The 14,019-nt window shown below is 68.2% G+C and carries 11 protein-coding genes, 1 pseudogene and 1 riboswitch; of the genes and pseudogenes, 6 read left to right on the top strand and 6 right to left on the bottom strand.

Features of this window, described 5'->3' with window-relative positions; genetic code table 11:
- Positions 1 to 23: 23 nt before the first annotated feature.
- Both D2E22_RS05780 and D2E22_RS05785 read right to left on the bottom strand, forming a co-directional pair.
- Entirely contained in the window at positions 24 to 1,100 is a 1,077-nt protein-coding gene (locus tag D2E22_RS05780) for an ABC transporter substrate-binding protein (protein WP_126032163.1), read from the bottom strand.
- Between the two features lie 105 nt (positions 1,101 to 1,205).
- Positions 1,206 to 2,027: an ABC transporter permease gene (locus D2E22_RS05785; protein WP_126032164.1), complete on the bottom strand. Its 822-nt coding sequence runs from the start codon at positions 2,025 to 2,027 to the stop codon at positions 1,206 to 1,208.
- A gap of 253 nt (positions 2,028 to 2,280) precedes the next feature.
- On the opposite strand from D2E22_RS05785, the gene D2E22_RS05790 reads away from it, so the two are divergent.
- From D2E22_RS05790 to D2E22_RS05800, 3 genes are all read left to right on the top strand, one after another.
- Complete coding sequence (locus D2E22_RS05790; protein WP_126032165.1) at positions 2,281 to 3,330, top strand: LacI family DNA-binding transcriptional regulator; 1,050 nt, start codon at positions 2,281 to 2,283, stop codon at positions 3,328 to 3,330.
- 313 nt (positions 3,331 to 3,643) lie between these two features.
- Positions 3,644 to 4,975 carry an MFS transporter gene (locus D2E22_RS05795; protein ID WP_126032166.1) on the top strand — a complete coding sequence of 444 codons (1,332 nt, stop codon included), beginning with the start codon at positions 3,644 to 3,646 and terminating at the stop codon, positions 4,973 to 4,975.
- 52 nt (positions 4,976 to 5,027) lie between these two features.
- Positions 5,028 to 6,617 carry a glycoside hydrolase family 32 protein gene (locus tag D2E22_RS05800; RefSeq protein ID WP_126032167.1) on the top strand — a complete coding sequence of 530 codons (1,590 nt, stop codon included), beginning with the start codon at positions 5,028 to 5,030 and terminating at the stop codon, positions 6,615 to 6,617.
- A 30-nt stretch (positions 6,618 to 6,647) separates the two neighbouring features.
- On the opposite strand, the gene D2E22_RS05805 is transcribed toward D2E22_RS05800, so the two are convergent.
- The 4 genes and pseudogenes from D2E22_RS05805 to thiM all read right to left on the bottom strand — a co-directional run bounded on the left by D2E22_RS05805 (position 6,648) and on the right by thiM (position 9,512).
- A complete protein-coding gene (locus tag D2E22_RS05805; protein WP_126032168.1) occupies positions 6,648 to 7,028 on the bottom strand; it encodes a thiamine-binding protein in 381 nt (126 codons plus the stop codon).
- 49 nt (positions 7,029 to 7,077) lie between these two features.
- Entirely contained in the window at positions 7,078 to 7,869 is a 792-nt protein-coding gene (gene thiD, locus D2E22_RS10995) for a bifunctional hydroxymethylpyrimidine kinase/phosphomethylpyrimidine kinase (protein WP_420897245.1), read from the bottom strand.
- Positions 7,870 to 7,986: 117 nt separating this feature from the next.
- Positions 7,987 to 8,676, bottom strand: a pseudogene (locus D2E22_RS11000) (thiamine phosphate synthase); the annotation flags it as partial.
- Positions 8,619 to 9,512 (bottom strand): hydroxyethylthiazole kinase, encoded by an 894-nt coding sequence (gene thiM / locus D2E22_RS05815; protein ID WP_126032169.1) that lies wholly within the window; start codon positions 9,510 to 9,512, stop codon positions 8,619 to 8,621. The gene thiM and the pseudogene D2E22_RS11000, both read right to left, overlap by 58 nt.
- Positions 9,503 to 9,610, bottom strand: a riboswitch (TPP riboswitch). It overlaps the preceding gene by 10 nt.
- A gap of 112 nt (positions 9,611 to 9,722) precedes the next feature.
- Between thiM and D2E22_RS05820 the strand changes: the two genes are divergently transcribed.
- From D2E22_RS05820 to ftsZ, 3 genes are all read left to right on the top strand, one after another.
- On the top strand, positions 9,723 to 11,198 hold the full coding sequence (locus D2E22_RS05820) for a glycine--tRNA ligase (protein WP_126032170.1): 1,476 nt from the start codon (positions 9,723 to 9,725) through the stop codon (positions 11,196 to 11,198).
- A 144-nt stretch (positions 11,199 to 11,342) separates the two neighbouring features.
- Complete coding sequence (gene dusB / locus D2E22_RS05825) at positions 11,343 to 12,584, top strand: tRNA dihydrouridine synthase DusB (RefSeq protein WP_126032171.1); 1,242 nt, start codon at positions 11,343 to 11,345, stop codon at positions 12,582 to 12,584.
- 165 nt (positions 12,585 to 12,749) lie between these two features.
- Positions 12,750 to 14,009 carry a cell division protein FtsZ gene (ftsZ, locus tag D2E22_RS05830; RefSeq protein WP_126032172.1) on the top strand — a complete coding sequence of 420 codons (1,260 nt, stop codon included), beginning with the start codon at positions 12,750 to 12,752 and terminating at the stop codon, positions 14,007 to 14,009.
- Positions 14,010 to 14,019 lie beyond the last annotated feature (10 nt).

The raw sequence follows: 14,019 nt of genomic DNA on the forward strand, positions 1-14,019 counted from the left end.
GCGCCTCGAAGACCCGATCGGCCCTATTGCTTGTCCGTCGTGTCCGTGGCGAGGAACTCGTCGGTCGCGAGGTCGCGCGACTGCGGCGCCTGATGCACGACCTGCCCGTTCTCATCGGCATAGGCGTCCGATTCGGCGAGGAAGTCGAAGTAGCTCTGCGTGCCGTTGTAGTCGATCGCGCCGAAGACGAGGTCGCCGTCGTCGATGCGCTTGCGCTCGCCCCAGTACTGGCCGTCGACGATCGTCTGCATCGACTCCTTGACGAAGGCCTCGTCGAGGTTCGCCTCGGGTGCGTCGTGCACGAGGATCGACGCGGCCTCGTCGCCGTGTTCGTAGGCGTACAGGTAGCCGCGCTGCGTCGCTTGGACGAAGCGGCGCACGAGGTCGGGGTCGTCGTCGATGAGCCGGTCGCTTGTGATGACGCCGATCGAGTCGGCGTTGCCGGGCACGCCGTAGTCGGGTTCGGTGAAGCAGCGCAGCTCGGGGCCGTTCATCTTCGCCTGCACGCCCTCCCAGGTGGAGTAGAAGCCGCCGAAGTCGGCGCGGCCCGACGTGAGCGTCGCGAAGGTCGACGTGCCGACGGTGACCTTGTCGAAGTCGCCTTTGCCGCCGTCGGTCTCGATCATGCGGCGCACGACGGCGTCCGATTCGCTTGATCCGAAGGTTGCGAAGGTCCTGCCGTCGAAGTCCCGTGGGCTTTGGATCGCCGTGTTCGACGCAAGCGCGCACCAGATCGCGCTCGTCTTCTGCTGCACCTGCATGACCTGCTTGAGCTTCGCGCCCTTCGTCGCGTAGATGCCGACGTTCGTCAGGTTCGACAGCGCGAAGTCGGCGACGCCGTTGTTGACGGCCTGCTCGGCGCCGGACTGGGCGACGGCGACGACGTCGACGTCGAGCCCGGCGTCGCGGTAGTAGCCTTTGTTGCTGGCGACGTAGACGCCGATGTGGTTCGTGTCGGGCGCCCACGACAGCATGAAGGTGACGCGGCGCAGCCCGTCGGCGTCGGCGGAGTGCGCGCCGCCGCATGCGGCGACGGCGAGGACGGAGCACAGCGCGGCCGCGGCGGCGGCGATGCGCGTGAGGGAGCGGCGGAAGGTCATATGGGTCCTCCTGATGATGGTTGGGTGGGGGGGAAAAAGGTCGGCGGATGCGTCCGGCCGCGGGTCGTCGGACGGACGCGCGGATGCGGCGGAGGGACGCGCGGACTACTGCGCGTCCGGGTCCTCGTCGTCGCCGGGCGCGCCGATCGTGAGCCGTTCGGTGATGTGCACGGCGAGCAGCAGCAGCGCGGTCATGACGATGATGACGAAGGTCGCCGCGAAGATGAGCGGCGTCTGGAACGAGTTGTAGGCGGCCTGCAGCCAGATGCCGAGGCCGCGGCGCGCGCCGAGGTATTCGGCGGTCGCCGCCGTCGCGAAAACGTAGGCGGCGGCGACGCGCACGCCGCCGAAGATCTGGCGCGCCGCGACGCGCAGGTCGACGTGGAACAGCGTCCAGGCGCGCGACGCGCCGCAGGTCGTCGCGACGTCGCCGTAGAAGGCGGGCACCGCCTCGAGGCCGCGCATCGTCTGCACGACGATCGGGAAGAGCGCAAACACGGCTACGATGACGACCTTGCCGACCGGCTCGAAGCCGAACCAGATGAGGAACAGCGGCGCGATCGAGATGAGCGGCAGCGTCTGCGCGGCCGCGAGCAGCGGGAACAACGCCGCGTAGGCCGTGCGCGAGCAGTGGATGCCGACGCCGAGCAGCACGCCGACGACGCAGGCGATCAGGAAGCCGCACACGCCTTCGGCGAAGGTGACGGCGGCCGCCGGCCACAGCGTCGGCCATGCGCGCGCCGTCGCGACGACGATCTGGCCCGGCGAGGCGATCATCGTGACCGGGGGATGGGCGGCGTCGACCCAGATCTGCCAGAGCGCGAGGATCGCCAGCACGACGGCCGCGGTCGGCCAGTGCCGGCGCAGCGCGCGCGAGATCGGGGAGCCGTGTCGGACGGGTTCATGCAGACGACCGCAGGAGGTCATGTGCACCTTGCTTTCTGCGCGCCGCGCGCGCTGGAAGGCCGACGGCTTGCAGTGGCAAGGTGAGGAGTCCACCGCCGCACGACCAGAAAAGGTATCGGGATCGTCGCATGCCATGTAACAGACGATCATGCCATGCGACAGATGATTCAGTGTAGTACCCGGTGTGGGCATCGGCGTGGACGCGCGCCTTCGCGCCTCTGATCCGGCGTTGCGGCGCGCAGGGAATTATCCGCGCCGCAATTATCGTGGAGGTATGACGACGATGAAGCAGATCGCACAGTGCGTCGGGGTCTCGGTCTCCACGGTCTCGCTTGTGCTCAACGGCAGGGACGGCGGCCGCGTCAAGCCGCAGATCGCGCAGCGCGTGCGCGAGGCGGCCGACGAGATGGGCTACCAGCCGAACGCGCTTGCGCGCTCGCTGCGAACAAGCCGCACGCATATCGTCGGCTTCATCAGCGTCGAGGTCGCGACGACGCCTTACGCGGGCGGCATGATCCAGGGTGCGCAGGACGCGCTCAGCGCGCTCGGCTACGTGCTGCTCACCGTCAACGGCGACGACGCGCAGGCGGTCGACGCCGAGGTTGGCGCGCTGCGCCGCTACGGAGTCGACGGCTTCCTTTATTCGGCGATGTCGAACCGTGTCGTCGACGTGCCGAAGTCGCTCACGCGTTTCCCGCTCGTGCTCGTCGACGCGACCGATGCCGACGGCCGTTTCCCGTCGATCGAACCGGACGAATTCCGCATCGGCTACGACGCGACGACGCGGCTCATCGACGCCGGCTGCAGGCGCATCGCCTACGTCGGCTGCGCCGAGCCGATGGTCGCGCAGACCGGACGTTTCGAAGGCTACCGGCAGGCGCTCGTCGACCACGGCATGGACGTCGACGAGCGCCTGCGGCGCGACGTGCTCAACAACGGTCCGGCGCTGCGCGCCGTCGAGGGGCTGTTCGACGCCGAGAGGCCCGACGGCTTCTTCTGCTTCAACGACGCACGCGCCTGGTACGTCTACGAGGCCGCCGCGCGCAGGGGACTGACGATCGGCGGCGACGTGTCGGTCGTCGGCGTCGACAACCACCGTGTCTTCGCCGAGACGCTCGAGCCGCAGCTGACGACGATCGAGCTGCCGCACTACGAGATGGGCTACTGGGCCGCGAACCGGCTCGTCGCGCGGATCGAGGGACGCGCGATCAACGAATCGGCATGGCCGCGCACGACGGCCGTCATGCCGCTGCTCGACACGCCGTCGCCGGCGAAGGTGCACTGCACGCTCATCGAGAAGTCGTCGGTGCGCGCATCGCGCTGAACGGCGGCGACACGCCGGCGGTCGCCGCGTCGCCGCGCCCATAGTCGCACCGAGAATCCGTCAAACGATTGACGTTATGCGTTTCAGTGCTCGGCCGATGTTGCGGTGGTAGTTGTCAATCGTTTGACGTTAAACGATTGACGCAGTATGATGAAGCCACCCGGACATCACGAACGACACAGCCGACGGGACTGATGCCCAAGACGACGGATCCGCGCACATGCGGGCCGCCCGGACGCCCGCCGCCGCACGGGGCGGGCCCGACCGTCATGCATCCGGCTTTTCGCAAAAAGCCCTGACAACGAGGTTCATCATGGCAACATCAACAACCGCGAAGGTGTGGAGGAACCCCTCCTATCTGCAAAGCTCGACCGGCATCTTCCTGTTCTTCTGCTCGTGGGGCATCTGGTGGTCGTTCTTCCAGCGCTGGCTCAACTCGATGGGGCTCAACGGCGCCGAGGTCGGCACGATCTACTCGATCAACTCGCTCGCCACGCTCGTGCTCATGTTCTGCTACGGGCTCATCCAGGACAACCTCGGACTCAAGCGCAGGCTCGTCCTCGGCATCTCGGTCATCGCCGCGCTCGTCGGCCCCTTCGTGCAGTTCATCTACGCGCCGTTGATGAAGACGAACATGATGGCGGCCGCGTTCATCGGCTCGATCGTGCTGTCCGCCGGATTCATGGCCGGCTGCTCGCTCATCGAGGCGGTGACCGAACGCTACAGCCGCCGCTTCGGCTTCGAATACGGCCAGTCGCGCGCCTGGGGCTCCTTCGGCTACGCGATCGTCGCGCTCGTCGCCGGCTTCGTGTTCAACATCAACCCGATGATCAACTTCTGGATCGGCTCCGCCTTCGGCGTCGGCATGCTCATCGTGTATCTGACGTGGTACCCGGCCGAGCAGCGCGAGGCGCTCAAGGAGGCCGCCGACCCGGCCGCGGCGCCGTCGAACCCGACGCTCAAGGAGATGGCGCACGTCCTGAAGATGCCGGCGCTGTGGGTGCTCATCGTCTTCATGCTGCTGACGAACACGTTCTACACGGTCTTCGACCAGCAGATGTTCCCGACCTACTACGCGTCTCTGTTCCCGAGCGAGGCCACCGGCAACGCCGTCTACGGCACGCTCAACTCGGTGCAGGTGTTCTGCGAGTCCGCGATGATGGGCGTCGTGCCGATCATCATGCGCAAGATCGGCGTGCGCAACGCGCTGCTGCTCGGCTCGACCGTCATGTTCCTGCGCATCGGGCTGTGCGGCGTCTTCCACGATCCGGTCGCGATCTCGATCGTCAAGATGTTCCACGCGATCGAGGTGCCGCTGTTCTGCCTGCCGGCCTTCCGCTACTTCACGCTCCACTTCAATCCGAAGCTCTCGGCGACGCTGTACATGGTCGGCTTCCAGATCGCCTCGCAGATCGGCCAGGTCGTCTTCTCGACGCCGCTGGGCATGCTGCACGACCGCATGGGCGACCGCGCGACCTTCCTGACGATCTCCGGCATCGTTCTCGCCGCGACGGTCTACGGCTTCTTCGTCATCAAGCGCGACGACGAGCAGGTCGACGGCGACCCGTTCATCCGTGACTCGCAGAAGACGCCGTCGCTGGCCGCCGACGAGGCCGTGCTGTCCGCCGACTCCGAGGACATGTGATCCCCGCCCCCCCCCTCCATCCCATCCGACCGACCACACAGAAGGAACCGTCATGACTTCCGCAACCTTCACGCCGCAGACCAACCCCACGCCCGATCCGAGCATCGAGCCGGTGCTCACGCCGATCGCCGACCACGCCGAGCAGCTCAGGCTCGCCGAAGCCGGCGTCGCCGCGCTCGCCGAGACGCGCGACGACCGCTGGTACCCGAAGTTCCACATCGCCTCGAACGGCGGCTGGATCAACGACCCGAACGGCCTGTGCCGCTACAACGGACGCTGGCACGTGTTCTACCAGCTGCACCCCTACGGCACGCAGTGGGGGCCGATGCACTGGGGCCACGTCTCCTCGCCGGACATGCTGCACTGGCGCCGCGAGCCGATAGCCTTCGCGCCGAGCCTCGAGCAGGAACGCCACGGCGTCTTCTCCGGCTCCGCCGTCATCGGCGACGACGGCAGGCCGTGGATCTACTACACCGGCCACCGCTGGGCCAACGGCAAGGACAACACCGGCGGCGACTGGCAGGTGCAGATGCTCGCCAGACCGGACGACGACATGACGACGTTCACGAAGCAGGGCATGATCATCGACTGCCCGACCGACGAGGTCGACCACCACTTCCGCGACCCGAAGGTGTGGAAGACCGGGGACGTCTGGTACATGACCTTCGGCGTCTCGTCGAAGGAGCGCCGCGGCCAGATGTGGCTGTACGCCTCCGACGACATGGTCCACTGGAGCTTCGAGCGCGTGCTGTTCGAGCACCCCGATCCGGACGTCTTCATGCTCGAATGCCCCGACTTCTTCCCGATCCGTGACGCCGAGGGCAACGAGAAATGGGTCATCGGCTTCTCGGCGATGGGCGCGAAGCCGTCCGGCTTCATGAACCGCAACGTCAACAACGCCGGCTACATCATCGGCACCTGGCGGCCGGGGGAGGCCTTCGAGCCCGAGACCGGCTTCCGTCTGTGGGACGAGGGGCACAACTTCTACGCGCCGCAGTCCTTCCACGCCGACGGACGGCAGATCATGCTCGGCTGGATGAGCCCCTTCGTCGCGCCGATCCCGATGGAGGAGGACGGCTGGTGCGGCAACCTCACGCTGCCGCGCGAGATCACGATGGACGCCGCCGGCGACCTCGTCACCGCGCCGGCCGGCGAGATGCGGGGCCTGCGCACCGGCACCATCGGCCTCGGCCCGCTCGACCTGGGCGTCAACGAGCGCGCGACGGTCGTCGAGAACGACGGCGGCGCCGTCGAGATCGAGATGAGCCTCGACCTGGCGCACACCGACGCCGAACGCGCCGGACTGCACGTGCACATGACCGACGACGGCCGCTACACGGCGATCGTCTTCGACGCGCAGATCGGCGGCGTCGTCATCGACCGTCAGAACGTCGCCAACGGCGACCGCGGCTACCGCGTCGCGCGGCTGTCCGAGGCCGAGCTTGCCTCGGACACGCTCGACCTGCGCGTCTTCGTCGACCGCGGCTGCGTCGAGGTCTACGTCAACGGCGGCAAGCACGCGATGAGCTCGTATTCGTTCCCGTCCGAAGGCCCCCGCGCTATCGGGCTCGTCAGCGAATCCGGCACCGCGCATCTGCACGACCTGACGATGCACACGCTCGCGTCGATCGGACTCGACTGAGGGCGTACGGCGTGCATAGTCGCCCGCGCGTCAGCGGTCCTGGCCGCCCGCGATGATCTCGTCGACGAGCGCCGGCTTCTGCGCCATCTGGCCGCTGAAGCCGGGGCGGATGTCGAGCTTGAGGCTCACGCCGGTGCGGTAGCCCTGCGCGGCGAGCTTCATCGTCGCGTCGCGCACGACGCGCAGCACGTCGTCGAGATCGCCCTCGATGTTCGTGAACATCGCGTTCGTCTCGTTCGGCAGCCCCGAATCGCGGATGATGGCGATGGCCTGCGCGACGTATTCGCTCAGTTCGGCGCCGACGCCGCTCGGCGCGATCGCGACGGCGGCGACGGTGTTGATGACCGGCCTGCCGTCCTCGTTGGTTGGCACCTGCTGGCGGACGGCGTTGCGGTCCGGCGTCTGTGACATGGCTGTTCCTCCTGTCGATGTTCGGTCGAAATGTCGGCGTCCGTCGCGTTCAGTGGCGCGCCCATCCGTGGTCCATCGGCCCGGAGCCGGCGCCGAGGTCGAGCTGCGCGCGCAGCGCGCCGCCCAGATACGACTTCGCGTGCGCCACGGCGTCGCCGAGCGTGTCGCCGAGCGCGAGCCTCGAGGCGATCGCCGACGACAACGTGCAGCCGGTGCCGTGCGTGTTCGTGTTCGCGATGCGCGTCCCCTCGAACCAGCGGACGTCGCCGCCGGGCCAGGCGAGCACGTCGCTTGCGTCGTTCGTGCCGTGGCCGCCCTTGACGAGCGCCGCGCAGCCGTAGCGCGACGCGAGGGTGCGCGCGGCGCGCTCCATTGCAGCGCGGCCGTCGATCGTCTCGCCGACGAGCACGGACGCCTCCGGGATGTTCGGCGTGATGACCTCGGCGAGGGAGAACAGCTCGCGCGTCATCGTGACGACCGATTCGTCGTCGGAGAGCTCCGAGCCGCTCGTCGCGACCATGACCGGGTCGACGACGACGTGCTTCGCGCCGTGCGCGCGCAGCCTCGCGGCGACCGTCTCGATCGCCTCGCGGCCGACGACGACGCCGATCTTGACGGCCGCCGGGCGGATGTCGTCGAAGACCGAGTCGATCTGTTGGCCGATGAGCGCCGCGTCGACCGACGCGATCGCCTGCACGCCGGTTGTGTTCTGCGCGGTGATGCCGGCGATGACGCATTCGCCGTAGACGTCGTTGGCGAGCATCGTCTTGAGGTCGGCGGCGATGCCGGCGCCGCCGGAGGAATCGGTCGTCGCGACCGTGAGCACGGCGGGCAGCCTCACCGGCGTGCCGACCGTTTCCTCGTAGCCGTGGCGCGCGTCGCCGCGCACGGCCGTCCATGCGTCGACGAGCCGCTGCGTGGCGGCTTCCGGATCGTCGGCCGCGGCGATCGCGGAGACGACGAACCAGCCGTCGGCGTAGGTGTCGGCGAGCATCGGCACGTCCTCGACGTGCACGCCGCCGCCGACGACGAGCGGGTGGAGGCTCGCGTCGCACAACGCGTCGATCCGTTCGGCGTCGAGCGTCCCGGCGCCGCCGGCGACGCCCGCCTCGGGCTTCGTCGCCGTCGTGTGCAGCGGGCCTGCGCCGATGTAGTCGATCGTGCCGGCCGGCAGCGCGTTCGCGGCCTCGACCTGCTCGGGCGTGTTCGCCGACAGTCCGACGATCGCGTCGTTGCCGAGCAGGCGGCGCGCCTCGAGAGGGGAGAGGTCGTCCTGACCGATATGGACGCCGTCGACCTTGATGCCGCGGTGGCGCGCCTCGAGCGCGGCGTCGACTCGGTCGTCGATGACGAAGGCGACGCGGCCGTCGAGATGGTGGCCGCGGATCTCCTCGGCGATGTCGGCGGCCATCGACACGATGTCGCGCACGTCGGCGCGCTTCGCGCGCAGCTGGATGAAGCTCGCGCCGCCGTCGAGCGCCTTCGAGACGACGTCGAGGAGCGTGCGCCCCTTGCAATCGTCCGGGCCGACGACGAAGTAGAACCGCAGGTCGAAGGACCTGCGCATGGACGGATACGGGAACGGTGCGCTCATCGCTTCGCCTCCAGGATCGTGGACGTCGACACGGTGTCGGCGTCGATCGCCCATAGGGCGTCGAGGAACTCGGTCTGGAACGAGCCGGGTCCGTGGGATTCTGCCGCCGCGCGCTCCCCGGCTCGGTCGAACAGCAACGACGCGGCGAGCGCGGCGACGAGCGGGTCGGCGACGCACAGGTAGGTGGCGGCCACGCCGCCGAGCGCGCAGCCGGCGCCGGTGATCTTCGTCATCATCATGTCGCCGCCCGGAAGGCGGAACACACGCTCGCCGTCGGTGACGAGGTCGACCTCGCCGGAGACGGCGACGGCGCCGAGTCCGTCTCCGCCATGCGCGCGCAGATGCCTCGCGACGCGCTTGGCGGCGGCGAGCGCGGAGTCGACGTCGTCGGTCGACTCGACGCCGGCCGGGCCGCCGCCCACGTCGGAGCCGTCGGACAGTCCCCACAGCGCGTCGAGCGCGATGATCTCGGACGCGTTCGCGCGCACGAGCGACGGCGGCACGTCGCGCATCGCCTCGAGGATCGCCGTGCGCGTCGCGCCGAGGCCGGCGGCGACCGGGTCGAGGACCCAGCGGTGGCCGGCCTCGTGCAGCGCGGCCGTGATCTCGCCGAGCGCGTCCTTGTAGAACGGCAGCAGCGTGCCGACGTTGATGTAGGTGGCGCCGCACATGGCCGCGATGTCGATGACGTCGTCGGGCAGGTAGCTCATCGCAGCGGTGCCGCCGGCGGCGAGCTGCGCGTTCGCGACGAGGTTGATCGTGACGAAGTTCGTGAAGGACTGCGCGAGCGGCGTGCGTGCGCGCACGTCGAGCATGGCCTGGCGGATCGATGCGCGCAGCGCGTCGTCGGCTGCGAGATCGTGATGGTCGGCGTTCGTTGCCTTGGACATATGTTGACTCCCTACGATGGCGTTACCCAAACAGGTTCAAAGGGTCAGGCGCGCGGCCTCTCTCAACTTCCCCGATGGAAGTTCCCCTGCACCCCACGAACGTATCGGCGGCTTGGGACAGCCCCGGGACGGCCGCGGCGTGTCACGATATGACGGTAGGATGCGGACGTTGACATAAGACCCCAAACCGTTCAAACCAGAAGGTGCATTGTGGCTAATTCCAAACTTGATGAAGTCGTCTCCCTCGCAAAGCGTCGCGGCTTCGTGTTCCCGGCAGGCGAGATCTACGGCGGCACCCGCTCCGCATGGGACTACGGCCCGCTCGGCGTGGCGCTCAAGGACAACATCAAGCGCGAATGGTGGCGCGCGATGGTCGTCACGCGCCCGGACGTCGTCGGCGTCGACACGTCGATCATCCTGCCGTCGGCCGTCTGGGTCGCCTCCGGCCACGTCTCGGTCTTCAACGACCCGCTCATCGAATGCCTCACCTGCCACAAGCGCCACCGCGCCGACAAGCTCGAGGAGTCCTACGCCGAGAAGCACGACGACCAGATGCCGCCGAACGGCCTCAAGGACATCGTGTGCCCCGACTGCGGCACCCGCGGCAACTGGACCGAGCCGCGCGACTTCAACATGATGCTGCGCACGCATCTGGGACCGGTCGAGGACGACAACTCGCTGCACTACCTGCGCCCGGAGACCGCGCAGGGCATCTTCGTCGACTTCAAGAACGTCATGACGAGCTCGCGCTCCAAGCCGCCGTTCGGCATCGCGAACACCGGCAAGAGCTTCCGCAACGAGATCACGCCGGGCAACTTCATCTTCCGCACGCGCGAGTTCGAGCAGATGGAGATGGAGTTCTTCGTCGAGCCGGGCACCGACGAGGCGTGGCAGCAGTACTGGATCGACGCGCGCACGCAGTGGTACCTCGACCTCGGCGTCAAGCCGGAGAACCTGCGCCACTACGAGCATCCGAAGGAGAAGCTCGCGCACTATTCGAAGCGCACCGTCGACATCGAATACCGCTTCGGCTTCCAGGGCTCCGACTGGGGCGAGCTCGAGGGCATCGCGAACCGCACCGACTTCGACCTCGGCGCGCACTCCGAGCATTCGGGCGAGGACCTGAGCTACTTCAACCAGGCGACCGGCGAGAAGTACGTCCCGTACGTCATCGAGCCAGCTGCCGGCCTGTCGCGCTCGCTGATGGCCTTCCTCGTCGACGCCTACGACGTCGACGAGGCGCCGAACACGAAGGGCGGCGTCGACAAGCGCACCGTGCTGCGCCTGGACCCGAGGCTCGCGCCGATGAAGGCCGCCGTGCTGCCGCTGAGCAAGAAGCCCGAGCTGCAGAAGGTCGCGCAGGATCTGGCCGGCGACCTGCGGCTCAACGACTGGATGATCGACTACGACGAGTCCGGCGCGATCGGACGCCGCTACCGCCGTCAGGACGAGATCGGCACGCCGCTGTGTATCACCGTCGACTTCGACACGCTCGACGACCAGGCCGTGACGATCCGCGAACGCGATTCGATGCAGCAGGAGCGCGTCGCGCTGACGCAGGTCGCCGACTACGTGGCCGCGCGCATCAACGACAAACGCACGCGCGTGCCGATGAAGCCGGTCGAGATGGGCGGCGAGGCATGGCCCGACAGCGTGCATATCGCCCAGGCCGGAGGCCTGTACTGACGATACGGCCCGAAGGCCCCCGCCATGACCGATGCCTGCCGGACTTCAGGTCCGGCAGGCATTTTGTCAGGAATCTTTCAGCGCGCTGCCATATAGTGTCCGCTGTCATCCGATATCCATCCGTCGATGTCCGAACAAGGAACCATGACCGCTTCGCAGGAACCACCCATGTCGGCCTTCGAGGCCGACGCGCCGACGGCCGACCCGGCCGCCGACCCGACGCCCGCACGGCTCGACCACGCCCTTGAACCGCTGCGGCTCGGGCCGATCGATGTGCCGACGCCCGTCATGCTTTCGCCGATGGCCGGCGTGACGAACTGGCCGTTCCGCGTGCTGTGCGAGGAATACGGCCCCGACGGGCTGTACGTCGCCGAGATGATCACGGCCCGCGCGCTCGTGGCGCGCAACCCGAAGGCGCTGCGGCTGTGCCGCTTCGCGCCGCAGGAGCGGCCGCGCTCGCTGCAGCTGTACGGCGTCAACCCGTCGATCGTCGAACAGGCGGCGCGCATCGTCGTCGACGAGCATATGGCCGACCACGTCGACCTCAACTTCGGCTGTCCGGTCCCGAAGGTCACGCGCCGCGGCGGCGGCTCCGCGCTGCCGTGGAAGACCGACCTGTTCGCCGACATCATCCGCCGCGTCGTGGGCGTCTGCGCACCGGCCGGCGTCCCGGTCACCGCGAAGTTCCGCGTCGGCATCGACGACGGGCACGTGACCTTCCACGAGGCGGGCCGCATCGCGCAGGAGGAGGGCTGCGCGGCAGTCACGCTGCATGCGCGCACGACCGCCGAATACTACGGCGGCCACTCCGACTGGTCGAGGATCGCCGAACTCGTCGACGAGCTCGACATCCCGGTCTTCGGCAACGGCGACATCTGGGGCGCTGACGACGCCGTGCGCATGGTCAACGAGACCGGCTGCGCCGGCGTCGCAATCGGTCGTGGATGCCAGGGGCGCCCGTGGATCTTCGCCGACATCCGCCACGCCTTCGCCGGCGACGACGAACGCGCCGATCCGACGCTCGGCGAGGTCGGCGCGATCATCGTGCGGCACGCCGAACTGCTCACGCGCTTCTACGACGGGGACGAACGCATGGCCGTGCACGACCTGCGCAAGCACGTGGCCTGGTATCTCAAGGGATTCCCGGTCGGCGGCCGGATGCGCCGCGCGTTCATGGAGTGCGAGGGCCTCGACGACGTGCGCCGTCTCGTCGCGACGCTCGACCCGCAGGCGCGGATCCCGTCGCGCGTCGTCGACAAGCCGCGCGGCCGTGTTCGCTTTGCGAAGAAAGTGCATCTTCCTTACGGCTGGCTGGATTCGCGGCATACGACGCATGAGGAGCGCGAGCGGCTGTTCGGCGACGACCCGATGGATGCCGGATATTAGTCGTCTGCCCGGCACGGAAAACGGATGGCGGCAATGCAATAAAGAAATCGTGGCGCAATCGCGGGGTATTCCATGAAGCGTTTCACATGGCGACTTGTGGGGCGCGGAATATCGAGCGGTCTGCGATACAGTAGAGACCAGTATCGTGAGTGACAGGAGAATATCGTGAGCGAGATTGCCCAGAATGACAATTTCAACGACAAAACCAACATCAAAGTCGTCGGCGTGGGTGGAGCCGGCGGCAACGCCGTCAACCGCATGATCGCCGAGGGTCTGCAGAACGTCGAGTTCGTCGCGATCAACACCGACGCGAAGGATCTGCTGCGCTCGGACGCCGACGTCAAGATCTCGCTCTCCGACGCCTCGAGCCGCGGACTCGGCGCCGGCGCCGACCCCGAGAAGGGCGCGAAGGCGGCGCAGGACCACCAGTCCGACATCGAGGAGGCCGTCAAGGGCGCCGACATGGTCTTCGTCACCGCGGGTGAGGGCGGCGGCACCGGCACCGGCGCGAGCCCGCTCGTCGCGCGCGCCGCGCGCCAGCAGGGCGCGCTGACGATCGCCGTCGTCACCCGCCCGTTCTCCTTCGAGGGCCCGCAGCGCGCCGCCTCGGCCGCGCTCGGCATCGACAACCTGCGCAAGGAGGTCGACGCGCTCATCGTCATCCCGAACGACCGTCTGCTCGAGCTCGCCGACCGTTCGATCGGCATCGTCGACGCGTTCAAGACCGCCGACACGGCGCTGCTCGCCGGCGTGCAGGGCATCACCGACCTCATCACGATGAACTCGTACATCCACGTCGACTTCTCGGACGTGACGTCGATCCTGCGCGACTCGGGCACCGCGATGTTCGGCATCGGCTCGGCGCGGGGCGACGACCGCGCGACGCAGGCCGCCGAGATCGCGATCAGCTCGCCGCTGCTCGAGGAGAGCATCGACGGCGCGAACGGCGTGCTCATCAACATCGCCGCGTCGACCGACCTCAAGCTGCAGGAGGCCTACGCCGCGACCGAGCTCGTGCGTCGTTCCGCGCATCCGGAGGCACAGATCATCTGGGGCCTGGCGCTCGACGACGCCTACGGCGACGAGATCCGCGTCACCGTCATCGCCGCCGGCTTCGACGCGAAGCACGAGAGCGGCGCCAACGCCGTTGCCGCCGCCAACGCCGCGCCGGCCATCAGCGTCCCCCCGACCCGCCATGACGAGACGGTCACGCCGACCGAACACACGGGCGGCCTGCCGACGATGATGACGTCGCCGGCGCCGAACGCGACGCCGATCTTCCAGACGAAGGTCGAGCCGGAACAGCCGGTCACGCCCGTCGTGCCGGCCACTCCCGCGACGCCGATCTTCGATCCGAGCGTTGAGCCGGACCATTACGCGCCGAACGATCCGGATGGCATCGACATCCCGGATTTCCTGCGCTGATTGAGCCACG

The organism is Bifidobacterium castoris (assembly GCF_003952025.1).
In the GTDB taxonomy this organism is placed as follows: Bacteria; Actinomycetota; Actinomycetes; order Actinomycetales; family Bifidobacteriaceae; genus Bifidobacterium; species Bifidobacterium castoris.

What these genes read in the sequence shown, in the direction of transcription:
- D2E22_RS05780 (WP_126032163.1), bottom strand. Translation starts at nt 1,100, where the DNA reads ATGACCTTCCGCCGCTCCCTCACGCGCATCGCCGCCGCCGCGGCCGCG.
- D2E22_RS05785 (WP_126032164.1), bottom strand. Translation starts at nt 2,027, where the DNA reads ATGACCTCCTGCGGTCGTCTGCATGAACCCGTCCGACACGGCTCCCCG.
- D2E22_RS05790 (WP_126032165.1), top strand. Translation starts at nt 2,281, where the DNA reads ATGACGACGATGAAGCAGATCGCACAGTGCGTCGGGGTCTCGGTCTCC.
- D2E22_RS05795 (WP_126032166.1), top strand. Translation starts at nt 3,644, where the DNA reads ATGGCAACATCAACAACCGCGAAGGTGTGGAGGAACCCCTCCTATCTG.
- D2E22_RS05800 (WP_126032167.1), top strand. Translation starts at nt 5,028, where the DNA reads ATGACTTCCGCAACCTTCACGCCGCAGACCAACCCCACGCCCGATCCG.
- D2E22_RS05805 (WP_126032168.1), bottom strand. Translation starts at nt 7,028, where the DNA reads ATGTCACAGACGCCGGACCGCAACGCCGTCCGCCAGCAGGTGCCAACC.
- thiM (WP_126032169.1), bottom strand. Translation starts at nt 9,512, where the DNA reads ATGTCCAAGGCAACGAACGCCGACCATCACGATCTCGCAGCCGACGAC.
- dusB (WP_126032171.1), top strand. Translation starts at nt 11,343, where the DNA reads ATGACCGCTTCGCAGGAACCACCCATGTCGGCCTTCGAGGCCGACGCG.